The organism is Haladaptatus sp. R4, assembly GCF_001625445.1.
Taxonomy (GTDB): domain Archaea; phylum Halobacteriota; class Halobacteria; order Halobacteriales; family Haladaptataceae; genus Haladaptatus.
In genome coordinates this window covers 77,866-98,440 of record NZ_LWHG01000031.1, presented here as the reverse complement: position 1 = coordinate 98,440, position 20,575 = coordinate 77,866, and the positions used below count along the sequence as shown (strand labels likewise).

Below are 20,575 nucleotides of genomic sequence, written 5' to 3'. Positions count from 1 at the left end.
CGTCCGTTCGAGTGGCGCGCGCTGCCGAGGTGACGCGGCCGAACCGCTGGCCGCGTCGCCTCGGAAAATTCGTGCGAGGTCTTCGTGAGCGGTAGCGAACGAATGGCTCGTCAGAGCTTGCTCTGACGGTGGACGACGAAGGAAGCGCTAGCGACCGGAGGAATCGGCTGGGGAGGGTGTGGCAGACGAGGGTGCGGAGCAACCTCGCAGGCGAGCGGTGCAACCGCGAGCGGGCGGGGGCTTTCGAAGTCATCATCGTAGTAGTTGCAGTCTCGTAATCTAATCTCTCTCTCTCTTGTATATCGTCATCGTCGTCGGAGCCACCACAGTCCCCCGAGCACCAGCACACCGACCACGACTCCCACCGAGATCACCGACGACCCGAAACCCGATTGCTGTCGAACGTTCACCGGCACCGCGTACGGTCCGGCCTGGCGCTGATCGCCGTTCGGCGTCTCGTAGGAAATGGCGACTGCGACGGGGTGTCGGTCGGGAATCGCCTTCCCGCTCACGGTCAACTGGAACGAGGCGGACGACGAATTTCCGGGGCCGAGGACGCCGACGTAGGACTCGCTGTCGTCGCTCGACAACGGGTCCGAAACCAGCAGTCGCGCCGTGACGTTCGAGAGGCGCTTTCCGGCGTTGTTCTTCACCCGTACCCGGAGCGTCCCGCTCGAATCAACGGTGAAGTTGGCGTCCGTCGCGGTGACGACGAACGGTTCGCGTCGCGGTTTCACCCGGACCGGAACGGAAATCGGATCGGTCACGCGACGCACGCCGCTCCCGTCGCGGTAGGTGAGTCTGGCGGTGAAATCGCGTGGACCGGGGTTCGTGGCGTTCGTCGCGTCCAGATCGAACCCGAACCGATGCGAACTGTTGTTCGGCAGGGTCCCGAGCGGGAACTGGGTTTCCGCGGGACGAAGGGCGGTCCCGTTCGACGGCGACAGGATCAGCGTCGCGTCGTCGAGCGTCCGGTTCCCGGTGTTCTCGACGCGGCCCGAAACGCGTCCCGTGTCGCCGACGCGGAGCGTGCTGGTGACGTTACGAACCGCGAACGAGGGCTTCGTCTGGGGTCGAATCCCGATGTACAGCGGGTCCGAAAGCCGCCGTTCACCGGTTCGGGTGTCGTACGCGACGCGGACCTGTGCGGTGACGTTGCGGGCGTCGGTGTCCGGCCCGACTTGGAGCGGGAACCGGACGTACTTCGTATCCGTGCGCAACCACTCGCCGACCGAGGTTTCGGCCGTCGTGGCGTTGTTCCCGAACCGAATACTGGGGTCCGTCGAGTTGACGACCACGCTCGCGTCGAACGCCCCGACCGTCCCCGCGTTCCGGATGGCGAGCGAGAGCGTTCCCGTCTCGCCCGCGCTCGCGTTGACCGTCGTGTTCACGACTCGGAACCGGGGGCTGCGCTCCACCTGTACCGAGACGTATCGAAGAACGGTCCGTTCGCCGGAATCGGTCGTGTACGTCACTCGAACCGGCAGGACGTACTCACCCGCCGTCGCCCGCTCTCCGACTCGGATTCGAACGGGCACCGACTGTTGTGTTCCGGGAGGGAGCGTCCCGACCGGGACGCGATTCGACAGCACCGTTATCGGCGTGTTCTCGTCCCCGACTTCGACCGTCGCGCCCGAGAGCGTCGAACCGCCGTTCGCACCGCTCCCGTCGTTGGCCACGACGAGTTGCAGTCGGGTCTCCTGACCCGGTGCGACCCGGTTGTCCGGTGCGAAGACGCTGATGCTGGGCCCGCTTTGACTCCCCTGTACCGCCACCCCTGCCCCCAACAGCGTGGTACAGACGAGAATCGCGACCGCTACACCCCCCATTCGCATGGTGGACGTACGACGTTATTTGACAAATCATTGACGGCGATGGCGAGGAGTCACGTCGGGCGCTTCCCGTGGAACGATCCAACGGAATCAGAAGGAGTCAAAGGAGTGTTCGAACCGGATCGACCTCTCACCCGCAGTAACGAAGGAAGATCAGACTCGTGCCAGCCAGCGTTCCGGGTGTTCGAGTTCGTCGTCGGTCGGGAGGTTGTCCGGTTTCTCCCAGACGCGAGTCGCGACTTCGACGCTCCGCGCCGAGACGATGTGTTCGAAGAAGGCCTTCCCACGCTCGTACTGTCGGCGTTTCATGCCGAGGCCGAGCATGCGACGCATGAGCTTCGAGAGCGGGTTCATTCCCTTCCGCCGGGCTTCGATCTTCTCGCGGAGGTCCTCGTACTCGTCGTCGAAGGCCTCGTCCATGAGGAGTTCGGCGTAGCCCTCGACGGCGGTCATGGCGGTGTCGAGTTGTTGGAACGCATCGCGGTCCACCTCTCCGTGGGCGAGCGCCTCGATGCCGGATTCCATCTCCGATTCGAGATAATCCGAGAGCCACGGGGCCGCGCCGAATTCGGCGGCGTGCGTGACCTCGTGGAAGGCGATCCAACGGCGGAAGCGGTCGGCATCGACTTCCAACTCCTCCGCGGTACGGGCGATGTTGGGATGGACGAAGTAGAGCGCGTGGTCGTCGCCTTCGGCGAGCAGGAGCGGGTCGTACTGGCCGAGGACGTTGTTGCCGAGGAGGGAGAGCATGAACGTCATGGTTCCCGTGTTGACGACGCGAGCGATCCCGGGAAGCACGTCTGGGCCGTACTCTTCGATGGGTTCCATCACGCGTTCGAACGTGGCGATGTTCGCGTCGATCCAATGGTGACGGTTCTGGATTTCGACGGTGCTCGGAACGTCGAAGGAGACGCCGGAGACTTCACGGACGCGGTTTCGGGCGTCGCGCACGTCGGTCGCATAGCCGTCCTGCTCCGCAGGTGAGAGGTCTATCGAGCCGGGGTCCGTCGCCGCCTTCGCTGCGTCGGCCACCGCCGTCCAATCGATGGGGCCGGTTCCGGATGCGCCGGTGACGGCACGGACGCTACGGTAAAGATTCACACCACTACGTTGTATTCGAGCCGACAAAATCCTTCTGTCCAGTCACTCCCGTCGGTGTCGAAGCCGTCGTGCGACCGCAGCGGCCACGACGAGAAAGAGGATTGGTGCTAGCTTCTCCGCTACCGACGAACCCTCGTCGTGTTCGTCGTGCGCCTCGTGTTTGCCGTGTTTGCCGTGCTTGTGCTTCCCGTGTTTGCCGTGCTTGTGCTTCCCGTGTTTACCGTGTTTATGCTTGCCGTGTTTGCCGTGTTCGTGCTTTTTCCATCCGAACATGCCCGACGATTCCGCCTCGCCCGTGTTGAGTGTGAAGTTCGGTTCGTGAAGGTGTAGTTCTAGAAACCCCATGCACCACTCCTCAACGTTCATCCCCTTATTGATTCTGGGCCAACATATTTTTTCATACACTTCCCCGTGGTATTCGGGGGGTTGAAGACGGACCATGGCGCGTTCACGGATATGGACGAAAAACAACGCGGGTTTTTGGAGTCCCTGTTGACGACGCCCAGTCCGTCCGGATTCGAAGTGGAAGGCCAACGCGTGTGGGTCGAGTACGTTTCCGAGTTCGCGGACGAGGTTCGGACCGACGAGTACGGCAACGCCGTCGCCGTCGTCGAAGGGAACGGACCGGAAATCGCGTTTGCGGGCCACGCCGACCAGATCGGTCTCATCGTCGCCGGAGTCGACGAGGACGGCTTCCTCCGTATCGACCGGATCGGTGGCACCGACCGAACCGTGACGAAGGGCCAGCACGTCGAAGTGCACACTGCTAACGGCGTGGTCAACGGCGTCGTCGGTCAACGCGCGATTCACCTGCGCGACCCCGAGGACGACGAGTTCGAGGACATCGTGGAACAACACGTCGATATCGGTGCCGAGAGCGAAGCGGAGGCCGAGAAACTGGTCGACGTGGGCGACCCGATCACGTTCGAGGCGACCGTCAAGGACCTGCGCGGGACGCGAGTCGCCGGGCCGGGAATCGACAACCGCGTCGGAACGTGGGTCGCCGCCGAGGCGCTCCGCCGAGCGGCGGAACGCGACGTGGATGCGACGGTGTACGCCGTGAGTACGGTTCAAGAGGAACTCGGATTGCAGGGCGCGAAGATGGTCGGGTTCGATCTGAATCCGGACGCCATCGTCGCCATCGACGTGACACACGCGATGGACAGCCCCGACGTCGATGGGGAAGACCAGTTCTCCGACCTCACCATCGACCTCGGCGGTGGGCCGGTCGTCGCACGCGGGAGCGCCAACCACCCCGAAGTCGTCGCCGCAGTGCGTGAGGCGGCCGAGGACGCCGAAATCCCCGTCCAACTGCAAGCCGCCGGAATCTACACGGGAACGGACGCGGACGCCTTCTTCACCGCCCGTGGCGGCACCCCGTCGCTCAACCTCGGACTCCCGAACCGCTACATGCACACGCCCGTCGAAGTCATCGACACGGACGATCTGGACGCGTCGGCCGACCTGCTGGCAGAATTTGCGGTAGGGGCGAGCGGTCGAGACGGATTTTCGGTCGATATCTGACCGCAACCACGCGATTTCCGTTCCGGTACGTTTATGAACACAAACACTGGGATTGTTGATATGAGCGGACGACCACTCGACGTTCTCGAAGCGTCGTTGAACTCGGCAGTGACAGTACAGCTGAAAGGTGGAGAGGAGTACACTGGTACGCTTACGGGCTACGACCAGCACATGAACCTCGTCATCGAAGACGAAGACACAACCATTATACGCGGCGATAACGTCGTTTCGATTACTCCATGACTGGTGCAGGAACTCCAAGCCAGGGCAAGAAGAACAAAACGACGCACGTGAAATGCCGCCGTTGCGGTGAGAAATCGTATCACGTGAGAAAAGGCGTTTGCTCGTCGTGCGGCTTCGGTAAATCGAGCAAACGGCGCGACTACGAGTGGCAGAGTCGAGCCGGCGACAACTAATCGCCTGCTGTTGATTTTCTCCCTCTAATCCCTTTCACCGGCGAGCCGACGGCTTCGTCTCCCGAATCGATATTCACAGACGTGCATATTTCTCGCCTGCGGGGTGGGAAATACGGCACGATAACGAGGGTTTTTACTACTGTCCCCCGCTACAGGTAGCCATGTCAAGTGGCCGGGATGGAGACCTCGGCGGACCGACCGAGAAATGTGGCGTCGTCGGCGCGTCACTCGCCGGTCGGGACGCTGCTCGCCCCCTCTACTACTCGCTGTACGCCCTCCAGCATCGCGGGCAGGAGTCGGCAGGCATCGTCACACACGACGGCTTCCAACAACACGACCACGTCTCGATGGGTCTCGTCGGAGACGCCTTCGCCGAGGAGGACATCGACGACCTGAAGGGAAGCGCCGGAATCGGCCACGTTCGCTATCCGACCGCCGGAAGCGTGGACAAGAGCTGTGCACAACCCTTCACCGTCTCGTTCAAGAGCGGATCACTCGCGCTCTCGCACAACGGCAACCTCGTCAACTCCGAAGAGATTCGCGACGAACTCGCGGGGAAGGGCCACGCCTTCACGTCCGACGGTGACACGGAAGTCATCGCCCACGACCTCGCGCGCAACCTCCTCGAAGAGGACCTCGTGCGTGCGGTCAAGCGAACGATGAACCGGATTCACGGCTCCTACTCGCTCGCCATCATGCACGACGAGACGGTGCTCGGCGTGCGCGACCCGGAAGGAAATCGACCGCTCGTCATCGGCAAGGTCGATGATGGCTACGTCGTCGCCTCCGAATCGGCGGCCATCGACACCATCGACGGCGAACTCGTCCGCGACGTCCGTCCCGGCGAACTCGTGGTGTTACAGCCGAACGGCGAGGGCTACGACACCTACCAACTCGTCGAACCCGAAGGAACCGCCCACTGCTTTTTCGAACACGTCTACTTCGCCCGTCCGGACAGCATCATCGACGACAACCTCGTGTACGAGGTGCGCCGCGAATTAGGGCGAAAGCTCTGGGAGGAAAGCGGCATCGAGAGCGACGTGGTGATGCCCGTTCCCGACTCCGGGCGCGCGTTCGCCTCCGGATACGCCGAGGCCGCACAGGAGGACGGGTCGGGCGTCGAGTTCGCGGAGGGGCTGATGAAAAACCGCTATGTGGGCCGGACGTTCATCATGCCCACACAGGACGAACGCGAACGCGCGGTCCGTCTGAAACTCAACCCCATCAAATCGACCGTCGAGGGTCGCACCGTCACCATCATCGACGACAGCATCGTCCGCGGGACGACTTCGACCCAACTCATCCAACTGCTCAAGGACTGCGGAGCCGAGGAAGTCCACATGCGAATCGGCGCGCCGCCCATCGTCGCGCCCTGCTACATGGGCATCAACATGGCCACCCGAGAGGAACTCATCGCCTCCGACAAGTCCGTCGAGGAGATACGGGAGACCATCGCCGCCGACAGCCTCGCCTATCTCTCGAAGGAAGCCATCGCCGACGCGCTTTCGGTCTCGCAGACCGACCTCTGTCTCGGCTGTGTCACCGGAAGCTATCCGTACGACATCGACGACGAGGAGACCGACCGTGATGTGAAGCGCCCCGTTATCGAGGGTGCGAGCGACTGACGCCGCTCTACCGATATCGTACGTACTTTTACCGTTCCTGCCGTGTAATTCGTGAATCTATGCCGTCTTCATCCGGCAGAAACGACCATCCGTGTCGTGCGACGCGTCCCGCCCGTAGTCGCCGCCGCCGCGGTTGGTTCGGTCACGGGAAGACGAACGCCGAGGAGAAGGGTAATTTCGGACGCTTTCTGGACGATGTCGTCTACGCGTTCGCGGACGTTTCCGTTCCGCTCGTCCCGTTCCTCTGGTTCGTGATGGTCTCCATTCCCAACCTATTTTTCGGGGTGAAAACGTCGGCGTTGGTCGCGTGGACGACGATGGTCGTCGAGGTGGCCCTGATTCGTGGCGGGTGGCTCTCTCCGCTGGGGACCGAAACACCGGGTTGGGTGTCGTTGACGCCCTCCCTGTTGCTCCTTCGCCTCATCTACTTCAACACGCTCCTCGCCGTCGTGGCTTACGGGGGCGGTTCGGTGGCGAAGACGATGGGATTGCCACTGGTGTCCATCGTGGTTTCCGTGGTGTGTGCGGGCATCGGCGTCGGGGCGTTTCCACGATTAGCCGAGTTGTACTGCGACCGCTTTTTCGTTTCCGGAGTTCGTCCAAACGAGTGACACGACGACGCTATTCCTCGTGCAGCAACCGCTCGATTTCCGATTCAGTCAGGACATCGAACAGGGTCGCTCCGTTCTCGTACTCGCGCCACTGCCGTGGCGTGAGGGAGGGGCCACCGCGCGCTTCGAGTCGCTCCGCGAGCAGTTCGTCCAAATCGTCCGGGTCGTATCCCGGTATTGGCATGAACGAGACATACGGGTCGAGAATGGATATATCGTGTGGCTAGTTCGGTTTCATGTGGCACGTTCGGGGCTAAAACCCACGAATTCGGTGAAATCTTCGAATCAGTACACCACGTACAACAATCCGTAAACGACCACGCCCAACGCGAAGGAGGTGAGCCACAACGACGCCGCGATTCGTCCCACGCGAGGGTGGTTGGTGTTCGGGAGTTCGCTCACGGGATGGGACAGCGCGAGCAACAGTACGTAGTAGAGCAGCGGGATACAGACCATGGCGAGAACCATGTGTATCGCCAGTATCGGCAGATAGACGAACTGTTTGACGGCCTTCGGCCCGGGGAACTCGGTCGGTCCTTCGAGCGACACTCGGTACAGGTAGAGGCCGAGGAAGGCGACGAACAGGACGAGGCCGGTCATCATCCCGGTCCGGTGGCGCAGGAGGTGACCCTGTTGAATCGCGTGCCACGCCGCGCTGATGATGGCGATGGCCGCCACGCTGATGGCGGCGTTGAGGTGAGGAATCGCGGCGAGGAACGAGTTCGGCGCGCGGGGAATGGCGTGTTCGGGGACGACACCCAGTACGGCACCGAACACCAGCGCGAGCGAGACGATGCTCAGGAGCGCGGTCAGCGTCGGGACGTTGTTTCGGACAGTCGTGTTCACACGCGCGGATTGTGTTCCGGGCGGTATACCAGTTACTTCACGATTTTGTACAATCGGTCACAGTCACAGGCGGGACAGCGTTCGCAGGGAAGGTTGAACGCGCGGGCGCACTCCGGGCAAACGTAGTCCACACGTGTATTTCTCAGCCGGGAGATGAAGCCAATCGACATCAATTCAGAATCGTTCGGATCAATAATTAGCGTATTGGACGTACTCTGTCACATCTGTGCGAACCTATGCCGTTGCTGAGTAAAATGAAAGGCCTTTTATTAGCCCACCATCTACCATTGAGTGCAGACAGACACAGCGGGCGTGGGTAGCCAAGCTAGGCCAACGGCGCAGCGTTGAGGGCGCTGTCCCGTAGGGGTCCGCCGGTTCAAATCCGGTCCCACGCATCGCATGCGCGGCTTTGCCGCGAACACGTGAGGCGGTGTAACCGCCGAACACGATGCAGGTGATCTCCTTCGAGGACATCCACGAGAACCCTGTTCTCGTGGGTCCGCGGGAACTGTGGACAGTTCCCGGGACATCACCCACGCACAATTCCTACACGAAACAATTCTTGACCAGCCTCAACTGGTTCGTTTTCTCTCGAAGTATGGTCCGGTAGCACCGGCTAGCTCGGTTCGCGAAACGGAAACTCCCAAAACGTAGCGATAGCCGTCAGAGTCCTTCGTGCGTGGCGATCCTGTCGCGCCACTCGGATGGGATGGGTCGCGGTTCCTCCCCGTTCTCGTCGAACACGACCTGCACGATTTCGGCGGTGGCGGCCGGTTCGCCCCCCGCGCGAATCTCCTGTTCCATCGTGACGCTGGTGGTGCCCATGTCCGTGACGCGCATGGCGACGGTTACGTCGTCCTCGGCCGTGATCGACCGGAGATAATCGATTTCGAGATGGGCGATGACGCCGGAGATGTCGGTGGGTGAGATGCCGAGAACGTCCTCGAAGTAATCGACTCGCGACTGTTCGAGGAACGTCACGTAGATGGCGTTGTTGACGTGTCCCATCGTGTCGAGGTCACGATAGCGTACTTCGATGTCCGTCGTGTAGCCGAACTCGTCCATACTCCTCGTAGCGCCAAGCGGGTAAACCGTCTGTCGATTCCGGCCGAACTATCACGTTTTTCGAAGGTTCCGCGATGGGATCCACCCCTCTGCGCCATCCGGCGTTTCACACCACTGCCACCCGCCAAGGGACCCGTGTGAGACGACCTGTTCGCCGACCGAGACCGTCAGTTCGGTGGCGGTGTAGTCGGCGAGACAGGTTCCGGTCCCGTTTCGACACGAGACGTACGACGCGGGTATCCATCCCTCCCTGCCCGCCGAATCGACACACCAGAGCCAACCGTCCCACTCGGTATCCCGTTCACTCACTTCGATTTCGTCGCCCTTCGAAACCGTGATCGGATCGGGGAACTCGGACTCGTGCGCCTCGGTCACTCGATACGTTCCGCTCTCGTCGGGGTTCACGGCGCTATTGTCCACCGTCTCGACGTTGGTCGATGAACTCCTTGGTTCGACCGAGGAGGACGTACTCCGTCTCCTGTAACTCCGCGACGGAACTCGACCCAGAAACGAACATCGCGGTCGTCAGTTCCGCGCGGAGGTCGCCGATCAGGTCGATAACCGCTTCGGACCCGCGGCCCGCCGGTTGGAGGAACGGTTTCGCCAGGCCGCCCGCCTGTGCGCCCAGTGCGATCGCTTTGGCGATATCGAGTCCGGACCTGACGCCGCCACTGGCGACGACACAGGAGTGTGCGTTCGCGGCTTCGACGGTGCTGACGGCGGTCGGAATCCCCCAACTCCGGAACAGGTTCCCGATCTTCGCGTGACGGTCCGCACCGACCGCACTCGCCCGATACGCCTCGACGCCGGACCACGTCGTTCCGCCCTTGCCCGCAACGTCGAGGACGTCGGCACCGGCGTCGGTAAGCCGCCGTGCGGTCGCGTTCGAAATCCCGCTCCCCGTCTCCTTGACGATGACGGGGACGCTCAGCTCGGACGCGACCGTTTCGACCTGCTGGAGACAGTCCCGCGCGTCGATATCGCCTTCCGGCTGTGCGGCTTCCTGTAGGAAGTTGAGGTGAATCGCCATCGCGTCGGCGTCGATCATCTCGACTGCTCGTTCGACGCCTTCGACGCCGTACTCCGCGAGCTGTGCCGCACCGATGTTGCCGTAGAGGAACGCATCGGGCGCGACGTCCCGAACGACGGTGAACGACTCCATGAGTGCCTCGTCATCGGGTTTCTCCAACCCTGCACGTTGACTGCCGACGCCCATCGCGATCCCAGTCTCCTGTGCTGCCTGCGCCAACGCTCGATTGATCTTCGTCGTGTTCGGATGGCCGCCGGTCATGCTCTCGATGACGATGGGGGCGGCGAGTTCGTGACCGCAGAATTCGATGGACGTGTCGATGTCGTCACGATGAATCTCGGGGAGCGCCTCGTGGATCAACTGTACGTCGGAAAACCCGCTGCCGGGCGTCTCGACGTCCTCTTCGAGTATGATCTCGATGTGATCGTCCTTTCGGTCGGACGTTTCTGGTTCCATGATGTACTCCTACGGAGAGACCCCCATCAAATACCTGATTCGGATTCTCGTGGGGGAATCGGCGTTCCAAACTTACCACGGGCCGTTTCGGCCCGAAGTCAGGAAATCCGATACTCGCTCTCGCATCGGTACCTCTATATCCGATTTGATATTCGACATAAATATGTCCGAGAATATCGATGAACAGTACCTCATTTGGACGATTATCGGCGTCGCAATCCTCACCTTCCTATACAGCATTTTCATCAATCAGCGGTTCTTCGCGTGGTTCGGTATCGTTTTCCCGCTCATCGGACTGTACCTGTTCTGGCGACTCGTCCGTGCCGTCGAACGAATCGCCGCGTCGATGGAGCGATGAGTTTCAGTCCGACCGGACCATCACGTCTGTCGCCTTGACCACGGCGGTCAGTTCCATCCCCTCCTCGATTTCGAGGTTCTCGGCCGATTCGCGGGTGATGACGGCGGCGACCTCGTCGTCACCGACGTCCAGAATCACTTCCGCGGTTACGTCGCCCGTTTCCACCGCCACCACTTCTCCGTCGAGTCGATTTCGTGCGCTGAGCATCTTCGATACCTCGAAACGACCACGACGAGGTCGTGGATAAGCGTTCGGGCGCACTTTGCTCCGGAAATCAAACGCGATATTGAAATGTAGTCCCTTCCTAACGGGGGTATGGCCAAATACTCGACCGGGAACTCGTCCGGAAACGGTAGCGGCGGTTCCTGTGAACTCTGCGGGAAAGCCTCCGACTCGCTGACCGAGGCGAGTGTCGCAGGCGCAACCCTGCAGGTCTGCAAGGACTGCGCGAGTCACAACGACGCCGCGGAACCGAAGGAAGAGCGGAAAACGGGCGGAAACCAGTTGAGCGAGCAGGATCGCAAACGGCGCGCCGCACAGCGCACGGCGCGCATGGACGACGCCCGCAAGGGAGATGCACGCCACTGGGAAGAGGAAGGGACGAGCTACGACAGCGACCCGCTCCCGTATCTCGTCTCCGACTACGGCGACCGCGTCGTCGAGGCACGACAGGAGGCCGGACTGCAGTCCGGCGAACTCGCGGACGAACTCGGAATCGATGAAGACGACCTGCTCGCAGTCGAACAGAGTCGAGCCAACCGCGCGAGCGTCGGCGGGTCGGTCATCGAGGCGCTGGAGGAGCGCCTCGACCTGACGTTGTCGGAGTCGGCGTAGCGTTTTTGTCCGCCCGTTTCGCACGAACGGGTATGACTCACGCGCCAGCAGAGCCGTATCGAACGAGCTTCGAGGCGACCGTTTCGGCCGTCGATGGCACCGATATCGTCCTTTCGGAGACGTATTTTTACGCCGAGAGCGGCGGCCAACCGGCCGATAGGGGAACGCTCGACGGGATTCAAGTCGTGGACGTACAGAAACGAGACGGCGAGGTGGTTCACAGCCTCGAAACGACGCCCGACTTCGCCGAGGGGGACGAAATCAACGGCCAGATCGACGAGGAGTTTCGCACCTACTGCATGCGCTCGCACACGGCGAGTCACGTCCTGTACGGTGCGGGTCGGCGAATCTTGGACGATCTCGGCTACGGTGGCTTCGACATCGGCGAGGAGAAGATTCGCGTCGATTTCCAGACCTCGACGGACATCGACGACGGGGTTCTCGCGGAACTCGAACGCCTGACGAACCGCGCGGTATGGGACTCGATACCCATTTCGTGGGAACAACTCCCGAAGGAGGAAGCGCTGGAACGGGAGGAAATCGCGTTCAACACCAAAACGGAAGAGGGCGTGTTGAGCGGTTCGAACACGGTTCGCGTGGTCGATATCGACGGCTGGGACGTGGCGGCCTGTGGCGGCACGCACGTCGAGAACACCCGCGAAATCGGCCCGGTGACGATCCTCGACCGGTCGAACCCCGGCGAGGGCATGACGCGCGTGGAGTTCGCCGTCGGCCCGCCAGCCATCCGCACGCGGACGGAGGAGAAACTGAGCGCGCTGGACGCCGCACGAACCGCGGGCACCGGAATCGGAGATCTACCCGACGAAATCGCCCGTCTCACCGACGAAATCGATGCACTCGAAGCCGAGGTGGCCGACGCGAAATCGCAACTCGTCGGGGCGACCATCGCGGAACTCGCGGAGGAGACCGTCGTCCGGAACGGTCACGAGTGGCTGGTCGGAACCATCGACGGCGTCGGCCCGAACGAACTGAGCGACAGGGTACGGGAACTCGCGGGCGAGACGGCCGACGTGGTCGCGCTCGCCGGAAAGGACGGTTCGACGTTCATCGTCGTCGGTACTGCTGGCGAGGTCGATGCTGGCGACGTGGTGGACGACGTAACAGCCGAGTTCGGCGGCGGCGGTGGCGGCAGTCCGGCGTTCGCACAGGGCGGCGGCCTGTCGGCGGACCCGGACGAAGTCGTGGCGTATCTGCGGGAATAGAACTCCTCCTTCACGCCCGACCCCTCGAACACGAACGTCCACTCTCCAGCAATCACGTCGAAACCGCAGAACCATCCCGTCGGTCACGTCCGCGAACGCCGTCGCTCTCCACGCGGCGTCCGAAAGAAAGTGTTCGAGTTGAAGTCGTCGCGTTTAGCCGAAGAGTTCGCCGAGGCCCTCGCCACCGGCGTCCTCGTCCTCGTCGTCTTCTTCTTCTTCAGCGGCTTCCTCTTCTTCGGCTTCGTCAGCAGCGCCTTCGTCGTCGCCACCGGCAGGTGCAGCGGCACCACCAGCGGGGACGGCGGCGGCCTGTTCGACGGCCTCCTCGATGTCCACGTCTTCGAGTGCGGCGACGAGCGCCTTGACGCGGGACTCTTCGACGTCGACGCCAGCAGCGTCGAGCACGTCCGTGAGGTTGTCTTCGTTGATCTCTTCGCCCGATTCGTTCAGGATGAGTGCTGCGTAGATGTATTCCATGGTTAGTAATTATCCGAACATCGCGCCGAGACCTGCGCCTGCGTCTTCGTCGTCATCATCGTCGTCGTCATCGTCTTCAGGCTCGGCTTCAGTTGCTTCTTCGTCAGTCGATTCTTCTTCCTCGGCCACGCCGCCCGTTGCGGGTGCTTCGACACCGCGAAGCTCCTCAGGCAGCGCGTCCTCGTCGTCGATTTGTGCGGCAAGTCCGCGCAGTTGTGCGTCCGCTTTGCTCACGAGGTCCGGCACGACGTCCGGGCTCTCGATTTCGGCCTGCAGGCGAGGCTCTTGGCCTCGCCCGTGGCCTTCGAAATGAGCAGCGGTGCGGTCTGCTCGGTCGGGTACACGGCGTTGACCGAGAGGTTGCGGGCAAAGGCCGCAGCCGTCTCGATGTCCGTGCGGTACTCGTCCACGTCGATGGCGAGTTCGTCCGACTCGAACATGACGCCGTCCGAATAGACGGCGCGCAGGTCGAGACCGACCTCTTTCGGCTCCATACCGAGTTCGGCGAGGACGTTCGCGAGTTCCTGCGAAACCTCGTCGCCTTCCTCCGCGACGAGGCTGTCCTCGGTCACGTGGATGGAGCCATCCATGATCCGTGCGGATGCTCCGGCTTGCTGGAGTTCGCCGACGAACGGTCCGGGGTCGACACCCGTGTCACCCTCGGGGATGAGGATGTCGTTCGGGGAGACCTCACCGGCCGAGATCGGTGCCGGACTCTTCGAGTCTTCCAGTTCCTTGTACAGGCCGAACGGGTTGTCGTTCGTCCCGATAAGGCCGATTTGGCCCGTGATGTACTCCTCCAGGTCTTCGAAGCCACCGCCCACGGCGTCGAGCGCGCGCTGCACCAGCGTGTTACGGCTGACGCGAAGTTCCGCGCTTCCGTGAAGACCGCGGCGCATGTTCTGGAGCTGTTTGCTCGGAATGCCGGTGATGTTGACGACGCCGACACTGTTGTAGTTCTCGACGAAATCCGTCAGCTCAGCGACTTCCTCGCGCTTCCACTCCGGAATGTGCTCTGTCTTGTGTTCGGCTTCTGCGGACATTCTAGGCAACCTCCACCGACGGTCCCATCGTCGTTTTCACGTAGATAGTATCGACGTTGAGCGGTCCTTTCTCCAGATTGGAGTGAAGACGCCGAACGATAACGTCGATGTTGTCGGAGATGTCCTCGGCGGACATGTCTTCCGCGCCGACGAGCGTGTGGAACGTTCGTCGGTCGCCGCTCCGAAGCTGGACGGTGTTTTTCATCCGGTTGACGGTCTCGACGACGTCGTCGTCGGGTTGCAACGGCGTCGGCATCTTACCGCGCGGACCGAGAACGGTACCGAGGTATCGACCGATGTCTTGCATCATCGACGCCTCGGCGATGAAGAAGTCCGTTTCGTCCGCGAGGTCCTTTGCCGCGTCGTTGTCATCGCCCAAGTCTTCCAGTTCGTCGCCCGAGAGAACGTCGTCCGCGACGTCCTCCGCACGAAGGGCTGTCTCACCCTCCGCGAAGACGACAATCTTGGTATCTTGGCCGGTTCCGGACGGGAGTACGATACTCTCGTCGACACGATTCGACGGATCGTTTAAATCGAGGTCGCGCAAGTTGATTGCGAGGTCCACCGTTTCGCGGAAATTCCGCTCAGGTGAGTCCTCGAGTGCGCGAGAGACTGCTTGCTCTATCTCATTATTTGCCATCGTTCACCTCCGTAGTACGCAGGAATGCTCCTACGGGTCAGTGAAACAGGCCATGCCTGTCTCACCCGAATTTGACGCATGCGGAACTTAAACCCGTCGAACTATTTCGGCGAGATACCCCGTCGAGCCACCATTGGTTTGCGGTTTGGGCACGAATCACGTACAGACAGCGATGACGACATCGACGCTTCTCACCGGCCTCGTGGCCATCACGCTCGCGTCCGTGCACCTCGGCGCCGGGCAGGTACGCGCGTTTCGAGGGATACCGCGAAACTACTGGCTCTCGATCGCTGGCGGCGCGTCCGTCGCCTACGTCTTCGTCCACGTCCTCCCCGAACTCAAGGGCGGGACGATACTCGAATCGGTTCCGCTCCTCGCCGGATTCTTCGAGCGCCACGTCTTCCTCGTCGCGCTCGGCGGGTTCGCGCTGTTCTACGGATTGGAACGACTCGCGGAGGAATCGGGCTACGAGAATCGTTCTACCGATCCGGAAAAGACCACCCAACCGGGGACGACCATGAGCGTCTTCTGGATTCACGTCGGCGCGTTCACGACGTACAACGCGCTCATCGGCTACCTGCTCGTGCATCGGGAGCAACCGGGAATCATCAGCCTCATGCTGTACGCGACGGCCATGGCGCTTCACTTCATCGTCAACGATTACGGCTTTCGGGACCACCACCGGGACACCTACGACCGGGTCGGCCGCTGGGTGCTCGCCGCCGCCGTCGTCGTTGGGTGGGGAATCGGTATCGCCACGCACGTGGACGAAGCCGTCGTGAACACCCTCTTTGCGTTCCTCGCTGGTGGCGTCATCCTCAACGTCATCAAAGAAGAACTCCCGGAAGAACGGCGCAGTCGCTTCTGGGCGTTCGCACTCGGTGCCGGTGGCTACTCCGCGATACTGCTGTGGATATGAAGAAGAATCCAGTTTACGCCGCGAGCGCGTCGTCGTACTCGCCGGCGTCCACTTTGGCTTTGAACTCGCGTGCGTCGTCGCCCTCGATGGTGACACCGAGCGAGGCACACGTTCCGACGACTTCCTTCGCCGCGTTCTTCGTGTCGTAGGCGAGGAGGTCGGGTTTCTTCTGTTCGGCGATCTTTTTCACTTGGTCGATGGAGAGGTCGGCGACGAAATCCTTCTGGGGTTCGCCGCTGCCAGTATCGAATCCGGCCTCGTCCTTGACGAGCGCCGCCGTCGGCGGGACACCGATTTCGAGGCTGAAGCCGCCGTCGTCCTCGACGAAGACGGTGACCGGCACTTCCGTGCCGTCGAACGCAGCCGTCTGCTCGTTGATCTCGTTGACGACTTCCTGCACGTTGACCGCCGTCGGGCCGAGTTCCGGGCCGAGTGGTGGGCCGGGGTTGGCCTGTCCACCGGGGACGAGTACTTCTATCGTATCTACCATACGTATCCGAAATCTCGCCGGAGTTTTAAGGATTTCTTTTCGGGTGCTGGAGAACGGTGGGATCGGCTCTCCGCGGGTAAGAACCGTTCACCTAACCACTGAAGGGATACGACGACCGCTGAAACCCGATTACGGCAGGCTGACGCCGTGCCGTCCCAAAAATTGACTCGCGTTCTTTATCTCGACCGGACTGCCGATGAGCCGGAGCCACTCGTCGCATTCGCCGCTCGCCGAAACGATAGTCAGCATGAAGTTGTGTTCGAGTTCGCAGCGGATCCCATCGAGTGAGTCGCGGTGGAGGACGATTTGCGTGCTATCGCGGAGACGGGCAGGGTCCGGCATTTGACTTCACATCATGTGACAGGCCGAAACGTATTAACGTGTCGAATTAAGGGACAAAATACCGCTGACGAGAAGGAACAAGTTTTTCGGCAGTCACGGCTGACGTGTTGCTAATGGGACTGGAGGAGGAAATCGAAGCACTCCGCGAGGAAATCTCGGATACGCCTTACAACAAGTCCACCGAGAGCCACATCGGTCGGCTGAAGGCGAAGCTCGCGGAGAAAAAGGAGAAGCTACAGAACCAGTCCTCCGCCGGTGGCGGAGAGGGGTACGCCGTCGAGAAGACGGGCGACGCGACCGTCGCTTTCGTCGGCTTCCCCAGCGTCGGTAAATCGACGCTGTTGAACTCGCTCACCGCCGCGGAGAGCGAAGTCGGTGACTACGAGTTCACGACGCTCAACGTGAACCCCGGGATGTTGCAGTACAACGGAGCGAACATTCAACTCCTCGACGTGCCGGGGCTCATCGAAGGTGCGCGCACGGGCGCGGTGGCGGACAGGAGGTCCTCTCCGTGGTTCGTGCGGCCGACCTCGTCGTCTTCGTCCTCTCCGTCTTCGAAATCGACCAGTACGAACGCTTGCAGGAGGAACTGTACGAGAACAAGATTCGGCTGGACTCCACGCCGCCCAGCATCTCCATCGCCAAGAAGGGCCGCGGCGGTATCCGCGTCACGTCCAGCGCGGACCAGGACCTCTCAGAGAACGCCATCAAAGAAATCCTCCGCGAGCGTGGATACGTCAACGCGAACGTCACCCTGCGCGAAACGGTGGACATCGACCGCCTCATCGACGGCATCATGGACAACCGCGTCTACCTCCCGTCGATGGTCACGGTGAACAAGGTTGACCTCATCGAGCACGACTACGCCGAAAAAGTCCGCGGGGAACTCCGCGACCACGACATCGACCCGGACGAATCCGTGTTCATCAGCGCCGAGAAGGAGAAGGGTCTCGACGCGCTCCGTGAGAAGATTTGGGAGGAACTCGGTCTCATGCGGATCTACATGGACAAACCCGGACGCGGCGTCGATTACGAGGAACCGCTCGTCCTCCCGCAGGGCAGCACCATCGAGGACGCCTGCAACTACCTCGGTGGGGAATTGGGGCAGCGGTTCCGCTTCGCCCGCGTCAGCGGTCCGAGCGCCAAGCACGACGAACAGCAGGTCGGCGTGGAACACGAACTCGCGGACGAGGACGTACTTCGGTTGATTCTTCGGAAATAGGGACGGCTCGGGCGTGTACGCTTGGGGAGTTTTCTAACAGTACAGCTCCGGACAAATCATCTCGTGGGGTTAGCCGGAGACGAGATTCAGGCCGACGATTCCCACCACGATCACCCCGATAAACACGACCCGCAGCACGTCGGCGGATTCGTCGAAGAGGGCGATTCCGAGGATTGCCGTCCCGACCGCACCGATGCCGGTCCAGACGGCGTAGGCGGTGCCGACGGGGAGCGTCTGGAGGGACTTCGCCAGCAAGGCCATGCTGACCACGAGGGCGACGACGGTGAAGACGGAGGGCCAGAGTTTCGAGAAGCCCTCGGAGTATTCGAGGCCGATGGCCCACGCGACTTCGAACAGTCCGGCGACGACGAGCAGCTTCCACGACATGGTTCGACTCTCGGGACGGGCGAACTATGTCTTGCGTTTCCCAGCCTGCCGAAACCCGTGACTCTTTATGAATTCCATCTGAACCGTTCACGGAATGAGTGCCGACGAGGTCGACCCGGAGGAATTGGGGGAGGAAGTGGAACGACCGATGTATCGGTTGTTCGCCGAATACGGGGGCGACCACTACCATTGGTTCGTCATCGGACTGATAACGAGTCTGCTGTCGCGGTTACTGTCGCTCGTGCCGCCGCTCGTGCTCGGGGTCGCTATCGATTCGGTGTTCGCCGAGTCGTTCAATAGCAACGCGTACTCGCTCTATTTCGTCCCTCAGTCGTGGATTCCGACGACGCAGATGGGCCAGTTCTGGTTCTCGGCCGAAATCATGGGCGTGGCGATGGTACTCGCGGCGTTCTGTAACTTTGCGCGGTCGTCCAGCCTGAACCTGTTCTCCCACCGCGTCAAACACGAAGTTCGGACCTCGACCTACCAGTGGATGCAGCGGTTGGACATGACCTTCTTCGACGACCACAAGACGGGCGAGTTGATGAGCGTCCTGAACAACGACGCGAACCGCCTCGAACTGTTCCTCGACAACATGATGGGGAGCGCCGTCCAGTTGTTCGTCCTCATCGTCGGCATCGGCGCGATTCTCTTTCTGACCAGTCCACAACTCGCGCTCGTCACGATGGCCGTCATTCCCGTCGCGGCGCTGTTCACGTGGTGGTTCATGAAGCGGATCGAGAAGTTCTATTCGGGAGTTCGGTCGTCGGTCGGGAACCTGAACACGCGGCTGGAGAACAACCTCGCCGGAATCGAGGTCATCAAGACCGCGGGAACGGAGTCGTTCGAGGGCGAACGCGTTCGGAAGGTCTCCTACGACTACTTCCGCCGGGATTGGCAGGCGCTCCGGATGAACTTCATTTATCGACCGGGAATGCAGTTGCTCACCTCCATCGCGTTCGCCGCGACGTTCGTCGTCGGGGGACTGTGGCTCCTCTCCGGTCCGCCGCTCGGTTTTTCGGGGGCGTCTCCCAGCGTCGGTGACATGGTCACTTTCCTCATCCTCACCCAACGGATGGTCGAACCGCTCACGCAGATGAGCGAGGTGGTGGACCGCTACGAGGACGCCAAGGCCTCCGCACGACGCATCTTCGGCTTGCTCTCCATCGAACCGGCCATCACCAGCAGTCCGGACGCCGTGGCGCTGGACGCCGACGACGTGGAGGGGGAGGTCGAGTACGACCACGTCGACTTTGCCTACGAGGGCGACCACGAGGTCTTATCGGACGTGACGTTCACCGCCGAACCCGGCGAGACGGTCGGCCTCGTCGGGCCGACGGGTGCCGGGAAGTCCACCATCTGCAAGCTTCTCCCGCGCCTCTACGACGTGACGGGCGGCGCGATTCGAGTGGACGGCCACGACGTGCGCGACCTCACGGTCGAGAGCCTGCGCGGGCACATCGGCTACGTCGGGCAGGACACCTTCCTCTTCGACGGCACCGTCGAGGAGAACATTTCGTATGGGGCGTTCGACGCGAGCCACGAGGATATCGTGGCGGCCGCGAAGGCCGCCGAGGCACACGACTTCATCACCAACCTCCCCGACGGTTACGACACGCGGGTCGGCGAACGCGGACTGAAGCTGTCGGGCGGCCAGCGCCAGCGGATTTCCATCGCCCGCACGATTCTGGCCGACCCCGAACTGCTCGTGTTGGACGAGGCGACGAGCGCGGTGGACACCGAGACGGAGATGCTCATCCAGCGTAGTCTCGACCGACTCACCGAGGACCGCACGACGTTCATCATCGCCCACCGCCTCTCGACGGTGAAGGGCGCGGACACCATCCTCTCCGTGGAAGAAGGAGAAATCGTGGAGCGCGGCACCCACGAGGAACTGCTGGACAACGACGGACTGTACGCCAACCTCTGGCGCGTGCAGGCCGGGGAGATCGATGCCTTGTCCGAGGAGTTCGTGTTGGAGGCTTCTCGGCGGGCGAGTGCGAGTCAAGTGAGTCGAGAATAGGATGGGTGAGACGGTTTGGGTTGTTTTGTGGTTGCAGTTGCTGGGAAACTGATTTTGAATACCTCTGTTCGTTACTGACGGGAGGATTTTGCTACTTCTGTGACTACAATG

General features: G+C 61.8%; 24 protein-coding genes, 1 tRNA gene and 2 pseudogenes. 12 read left to right on the top strand and 15 right to left on the bottom strand.

The window, feature by feature from the left end:
• Nucleotides 1–305: 305 nt before the first annotated feature.
• From A4G99_RS21175 to A4G99_RS25430, 3 genes are all read right to left on the bottom strand, one after another.
• Nucleotides 306–1,829: a COG1361 S-layer family protein gene (locus A4G99_RS21175; RefSeq protein ID WP_066148028.1), complete on the bottom strand. Its 1,524-nt coding sequence runs from the start codon at nucleotides 1,827–1,829 to the stop codon at nucleotides 306–308.
• A 156-nt stretch (nucleotides 1,830–1,985) separates the two neighbouring features.
• Nucleotides 1,986–2,933, bottom strand: coding sequence for a zinc-dependent metalloprotease (locus tag A4G99_RS21170; protein WP_066148025.1), 948 nt, complete (start codon nucleotides 2,931–2,933; stop codon nucleotides 1,986–1,988).
• A gap of 42 nt (nucleotides 2,934–2,975) precedes the next feature.
• Nucleotides 2,976–3,278, bottom strand: a complete 303-nt coding sequence (locus A4G99_RS25430; protein ID WP_066148022.1) for a hypothetical protein — start codon at nucleotides 3,276–3,278, stop codon at nucleotides 2,976–2,978.
• Nucleotides 3,279–3,389: 111 nt separating this feature from the next.
• Between A4G99_RS25430 and A4G99_RS21160 the strand changes: the two genes are divergently transcribed.
• The 5 genes from A4G99_RS21160 to A4G99_RS21145 all read left to right on the top strand — a co-directional run bounded on the left by A4G99_RS21160 (nucleotide 3,390) and on the right by A4G99_RS21145 (nucleotide 7,109).
• On the top strand, nucleotides 3,390–4,457 hold the full coding sequence (locus tag A4G99_RS21160; RefSeq protein WP_066148306.1) for a M20/M25/M40 family metallo-hydrolase: 1,068 nt from the start codon (nucleotides 3,390–3,392) through the stop codon (nucleotides 4,455–4,457).
• Nucleotides 4,458–4,517: 60 nt separating this feature from the next.
• Nucleotides 4,518–4,700: an LSM domain-containing protein gene (locus A4G99_RS21155; protein WP_007977665.1), complete on the top strand. Its 183-nt coding sequence runs from the start codon at nucleotides 4,518–4,520 to the stop codon at nucleotides 4,698–4,700.
• Nucleotides 4,697–4,873, top strand: a complete 177-nt coding sequence (locus A4G99_RS24735; RefSeq protein ID WP_082837985.1) for a 50S ribosomal protein L37e — start codon at nucleotides 4,697–4,699, stop codon at nucleotides 4,871–4,873. Before A4G99_RS21155 ends, A4G99_RS24735 begins: the two co-directional genes overlap by 4 nt.
• A 161-nt stretch (nucleotides 4,874–5,034) precedes the next feature.
• Nucleotides 5,035–6,498: an amidophosphoribosyltransferase gene (purF, locus tag A4G99_RS21150; protein ID WP_066148019.1), complete on the top strand. Its 1,464-nt coding sequence runs from the start codon at nucleotides 5,035–5,037 to the stop codon at nucleotides 6,496–6,498.
• A 59-nt stretch (nucleotides 6,499–6,557) separates the two neighbouring features.
• Entirely contained in the window at nucleotides 6,558–7,109 is a 552-nt protein-coding gene (locus tag A4G99_RS21145) for a hypothetical protein (protein ID WP_066148016.1), read from the top strand.
• A gap of 10 nt (nucleotides 7,110–7,119) precedes the next feature.
• Here the strand turns inward: A4G99_RS21145 and A4G99_RS26220 are convergent, their stop codons facing one another.
• Nucleotides 7,120–7,293 (bottom strand): hypothetical protein, encoded by a 174-nt coding sequence (locus A4G99_RS26220; protein WP_190303840.1) that lies wholly within the window; start codon nucleotides 7,291–7,293, stop codon nucleotides 7,120–7,122.
• Between the two features lie 101 nt (nucleotides 7,294–7,394).
• Complete coding sequence (locus A4G99_RS21140) at nucleotides 7,395–7,955, bottom strand: DUF420 domain-containing protein (RefSeq protein ID WP_066148013.1); 561 nt, start codon at nucleotides 7,953–7,955, stop codon at nucleotides 7,395–7,397.
• A gap of 310 nt (nucleotides 7,956–8,265) precedes the next feature.
• Between A4G99_RS21140 and A4G99_RS21135 the strand changes: the two genes are divergently transcribed.
• Nucleotides 8,266–8,350, top strand: a tRNA-Leu gene (locus tag A4G99_RS21135).
• A gap of 268 nt (nucleotides 8,351–8,618) precedes the next feature.
• On the opposite strand, the gene A4G99_RS21130 is transcribed toward A4G99_RS21135, so the two are convergent.
• From A4G99_RS21130 to fni, 3 genes are read right to left on the bottom strand one after another with little or no spacing between them, the layout of a single operon-like run.
• Complete coding sequence (locus A4G99_RS21130) at nucleotides 8,619–9,020, bottom strand: thioesterase family protein (RefSeq protein WP_066148010.1); 402 nt, start codon at nucleotides 9,018–9,020, stop codon at nucleotides 8,619–8,621.
• A gap of 51 nt (nucleotides 9,021–9,071) precedes the next feature.
• On the bottom strand, nucleotides 9,072–9,440 hold the full coding sequence (locus A4G99_RS21125; protein WP_223302091.1) for an SH3 domain-containing protein: 369 nt from the start codon (nucleotides 9,438–9,440) through the stop codon (nucleotides 9,072–9,074).
• Nucleotides 9,430–10,506 carry a type 2 isopentenyl-diphosphate Delta-isomerase gene (gene fni / locus A4G99_RS21120; RefSeq protein WP_066148007.1) on the bottom strand — a complete coding sequence of 359 codons (1,077 nt, stop codon included), beginning with the start codon at nucleotides 10,504–10,506 and terminating at the stop codon, nucleotides 9,430–9,432. Before fni ends, A4G99_RS21125 begins: the two co-directional genes overlap by 11 nt.
• A gap of 163 nt (nucleotides 10,507–10,669) precedes the next feature.
• Here fni and A4G99_RS21115 point away from each other — a divergent pair, with 163 nt between their 5' ends.
• Nucleotides 10,670–10,864 (top strand): hypothetical protein, encoded by a 195-nt coding sequence (locus tag A4G99_RS21115; RefSeq protein ID WP_066148301.1) that lies wholly within the window; start codon nucleotides 10,670–10,672, stop codon nucleotides 10,862–10,864.
• A gap of 3 nt (nucleotides 10,865–10,867) precedes the next feature.
• On the opposite strand, the gene A4G99_RS21110 is transcribed toward A4G99_RS21115, so the two are convergent.
• Nucleotides 10,868–11,071, bottom strand: a complete 204-nt coding sequence (locus A4G99_RS21110; RefSeq protein WP_066148005.1) for a molybdopterin-binding protein — start codon at nucleotides 11,069–11,071, stop codon at nucleotides 10,868–10,870.
• A 108-nt stretch (nucleotides 11,072–11,179) separates the two neighbouring features.
• On the opposite strand from A4G99_RS21110, the gene A4G99_RS21105 reads away from it, so the two are divergent.
• Nucleotides 11,180–11,698: a multiprotein-bridging factor 1 family protein gene (locus tag A4G99_RS21105; RefSeq protein WP_066148002.1), complete on the top strand. Its 519-nt coding sequence runs from the start codon at nucleotides 11,180–11,182 to the stop codon at nucleotides 11,696–11,698.
• A gap of 32 nt (nucleotides 11,699–11,730) precedes the next feature.
• Complete coding sequence (locus A4G99_RS21100; protein ID WP_066147999.1) at nucleotides 11,731–12,921, top strand: DHHA1 domain-containing protein; 1,191 nt, start codon at nucleotides 11,731–11,733, stop codon at nucleotides 12,919–12,921.
• Between the two features lie 153 nt (nucleotides 12,922–13,074).
• Here the strand turns inward: A4G99_RS21100 and rpl12p are convergent, their stop codons facing one another.
• The 3 genes and pseudogenes from rpl12p to A4G99_RS21085 form a co-directional block, all read right to left on the bottom strand.
• Nucleotides 13,075–13,398, bottom strand: coding sequence for a 50S ribosomal protein P1 (gene rpl12p / locus A4G99_RS21095; RefSeq protein ID WP_066147996.1), 324 nt, complete (start codon nucleotides 13,396–13,398; stop codon nucleotides 13,075–13,077).
• A gap of 9 nt (nucleotides 13,399–13,407) precedes the next feature.
• Nucleotides 13,408–14,441 (bottom strand): annotated as a pseudogene (locus A4G99_RS21090) (50S ribosomal protein L10).
• A gap of 1 nt (nucleotide 14,442) precedes the next feature.
• Nucleotides 14,443–15,081 (bottom strand): 50S ribosomal protein L1, encoded by a 639-nt coding sequence (locus A4G99_RS21085; protein ID WP_066147993.1) that lies wholly within the window; start codon nucleotides 15,079–15,081, stop codon nucleotides 14,443–14,445.
• Nucleotides 15,082–15,253: 172 nt separating this feature from the next.
• On the opposite strand from A4G99_RS21085, the gene A4G99_RS21080 reads away from it, so the two are divergent.
• Nucleotides 15,254–16,000 (top strand): hypothetical protein, encoded by a 747-nt coding sequence (locus tag A4G99_RS21080; protein WP_066147990.1) that lies wholly within the window; start codon nucleotides 15,254–15,256, stop codon nucleotides 15,998–16,000.
• Between the two features lie 13 nt (nucleotides 16,001–16,013).
• On the opposite strand, the gene A4G99_RS21075 is transcribed toward A4G99_RS21080, so the two are convergent.
• Nucleotides 16,014–16,490 (bottom strand): 50S ribosomal protein L11, encoded by a 477-nt coding sequence (locus A4G99_RS21075; protein WP_066147988.1) that lies wholly within the window; start codon nucleotides 16,488–16,490, stop codon nucleotides 16,014–16,016.
• A 129-nt stretch (nucleotides 16,491–16,619) separates the two neighbouring features.
• Entirely contained in the window at nucleotides 16,620–16,832 is a 213-nt protein-coding gene (locus A4G99_RS21070; RefSeq protein ID WP_066147985.1) for a hypothetical protein, read from the bottom strand.
• Between the two features lie 113 nt (nucleotides 16,833–16,945).
• Between A4G99_RS21070 and A4G99_RS21065 the strand changes: the two are divergent.
• Nucleotides 16,946–18,054, top strand: a pseudogene (locus A4G99_RS21065) (OBG GTPase family GTP-binding protein).
• Nucleotides 18,055–18,123: 69 nt separating this feature from the next.
• Here A4G99_RS21065 and sugE read toward each other — a convergent pair.
• Nucleotides 18,124–18,441: a quaternary ammonium compound efflux SMR transporter SugE gene (sugE, locus tag A4G99_RS21060; RefSeq protein ID WP_066147982.1), complete on the bottom strand. Its 318-nt coding sequence runs from the start codon at nucleotides 18,439–18,441 to the stop codon at nucleotides 18,124–18,126.
• A 94-nt stretch (nucleotides 18,442–18,535) separates the two neighbouring features.
• Here sugE and A4G99_RS21055 point away from each other — a divergent pair, with 94 nt between their 5' ends.
• Nucleotides 18,536–20,464: an ABC transporter ATP-binding protein gene (locus tag A4G99_RS21055; protein WP_066147979.1), complete on the top strand. Its 1,929-nt coding sequence runs from the start codon at nucleotides 18,536–18,538 to the stop codon at nucleotides 20,462–20,464.
• Nucleotides 20,465–20,575: the final 111 nt, after the last annotated feature.

Excerpts from the sequence above, each read along its gene's own strand:
- A4G99_RS21175 (WP_066148028.1), bottom strand. The coding sequence starts at position 1,829 with ATGGGGGGTGTAGCGGTCGCGATTCTCGTCTGTACCACGCTGTTGGGG.
- A4G99_RS25430 (WP_066148022.1), bottom strand. The coding sequence starts at position 3,278 with ATGGGGTTTCTAGAACTACACCTTCACGAACCGAACTTCACACTCAAC.
- A4G99_RS21160 (WP_066148306.1), top strand. The coding sequence starts at position 3,390 with ATGGACGAAAAACAACGCGGGTTTTTGGAGTCCCTGTTGACGACGCCC.
- A4G99_RS21155 (WP_007977665.1), top strand. The coding sequence starts at position 4,518 with ATGAGCGGACGACCACTCGACGTTCTCGAAGCGTCGTTGAACTCGGCA.
- A4G99_RS24735 (WP_082837985.1), top strand. The coding sequence starts at position 4,697 with ATGACTGGTGCAGGAACTCCAAGCCAGGGCAAGAAGAACAAAACGACG.
- purF (WP_066148019.1), top strand. The coding sequence starts at position 5,035 with ATGTCAAGTGGCCGGGATGGAGACCTCGGCGGACCGACCGAGAAATGT.
- A4G99_RS21145 (WP_066148016.1), top strand. The coding sequence starts at position 6,558 with ATGCCGTCTTCATCCGGCAGAAACGACCATCCGTGTCGTGCGACGCGT.
- A4G99_RS26220 (WP_190303840.1), bottom strand. The coding sequence starts at position 7,293 with ATGCCAATACCGGGATACGACCCGGACGATTTGGACGAACTGCTCGCG.
- A4G99_RS21130 (WP_066148010.1), bottom strand. The coding sequence starts at position 9,020 with ATGGACGAGTTCGGCTACACGACGGACATCGAAGTACGCTATCGTGAC.
- fni (WP_066148007.1), bottom strand. The coding sequence starts at position 10,506 with ATGGAACCAGAAACGTCCGACCGAAAGGACGATCACATCGAGATCATA.
- A4G99_RS21115 (WP_066148301.1), top strand. The coding sequence starts at position 10,670 with ATGTCCGAGAATATCGATGAACAGTACCTCATTTGGACGATTATCGGC.
- A4G99_RS21110 (WP_066148005.1), bottom strand. The coding sequence starts at position 11,071 with ATGCTCAGCGCACGAAATCGACTCGACGGAGAAGTGGTGGCGGTGGAA.
- A4G99_RS21105 (WP_066148002.1), top strand. The coding sequence starts at position 11,180 with ATGGCCAAATACTCGACCGGGAACTCGTCCGGAAACGGTAGCGGCGGT.
- A4G99_RS21100 (WP_066147999.1), top strand. The coding sequence starts at position 11,731 with ATGACTCACGCGCCAGCAGAGCCGTATCGAACGAGCTTCGAGGCGACC.
- rpl12p (WP_066147996.1), bottom strand. The coding sequence starts at position 13,398 with ATGGAATACATCTACGCAGCACTCATCCTGAACGAATCGGGCGAAGAG.
- A4G99_RS21085 (WP_066147993.1), bottom strand. The coding sequence starts at position 15,081 with ATGGCAAATAATGAGATAGAGCAAGCAGTCTCTCGCGCACTCGAGGAC.
- A4G99_RS21080 (WP_066147990.1), top strand. The coding sequence starts at position 15,254 with ATGACGACATCGACGCTTCTCACCGGCCTCGTGGCCATCACGCTCGCG.
- A4G99_RS21075 (WP_066147988.1), bottom strand. The coding sequence starts at position 16,490 with ATGGTAGATACGATAGAAGTACTCGTCCCCGGTGGACAGGCCAACCCC.
- A4G99_RS21070 (WP_066147985.1), bottom strand. The coding sequence starts at position 16,832 with ATGCCGGACCCTGCCCGTCTCCGCGATAGCACGCAAATCGTCCTCCAC.
- sugE (WP_066147982.1), bottom strand. The coding sequence starts at position 18,441 with ATGTCGTGGAAGCTGCTCGTCGTCGCCGGACTGTTCGAAGTCGCGTGG.
- A4G99_RS21055 (WP_066147979.1), top strand. The coding sequence starts at position 18,536 with ATGAGTGCCGACGAGGTCGACCCGGAGGAATTGGGGGAGGAAGTGGAA.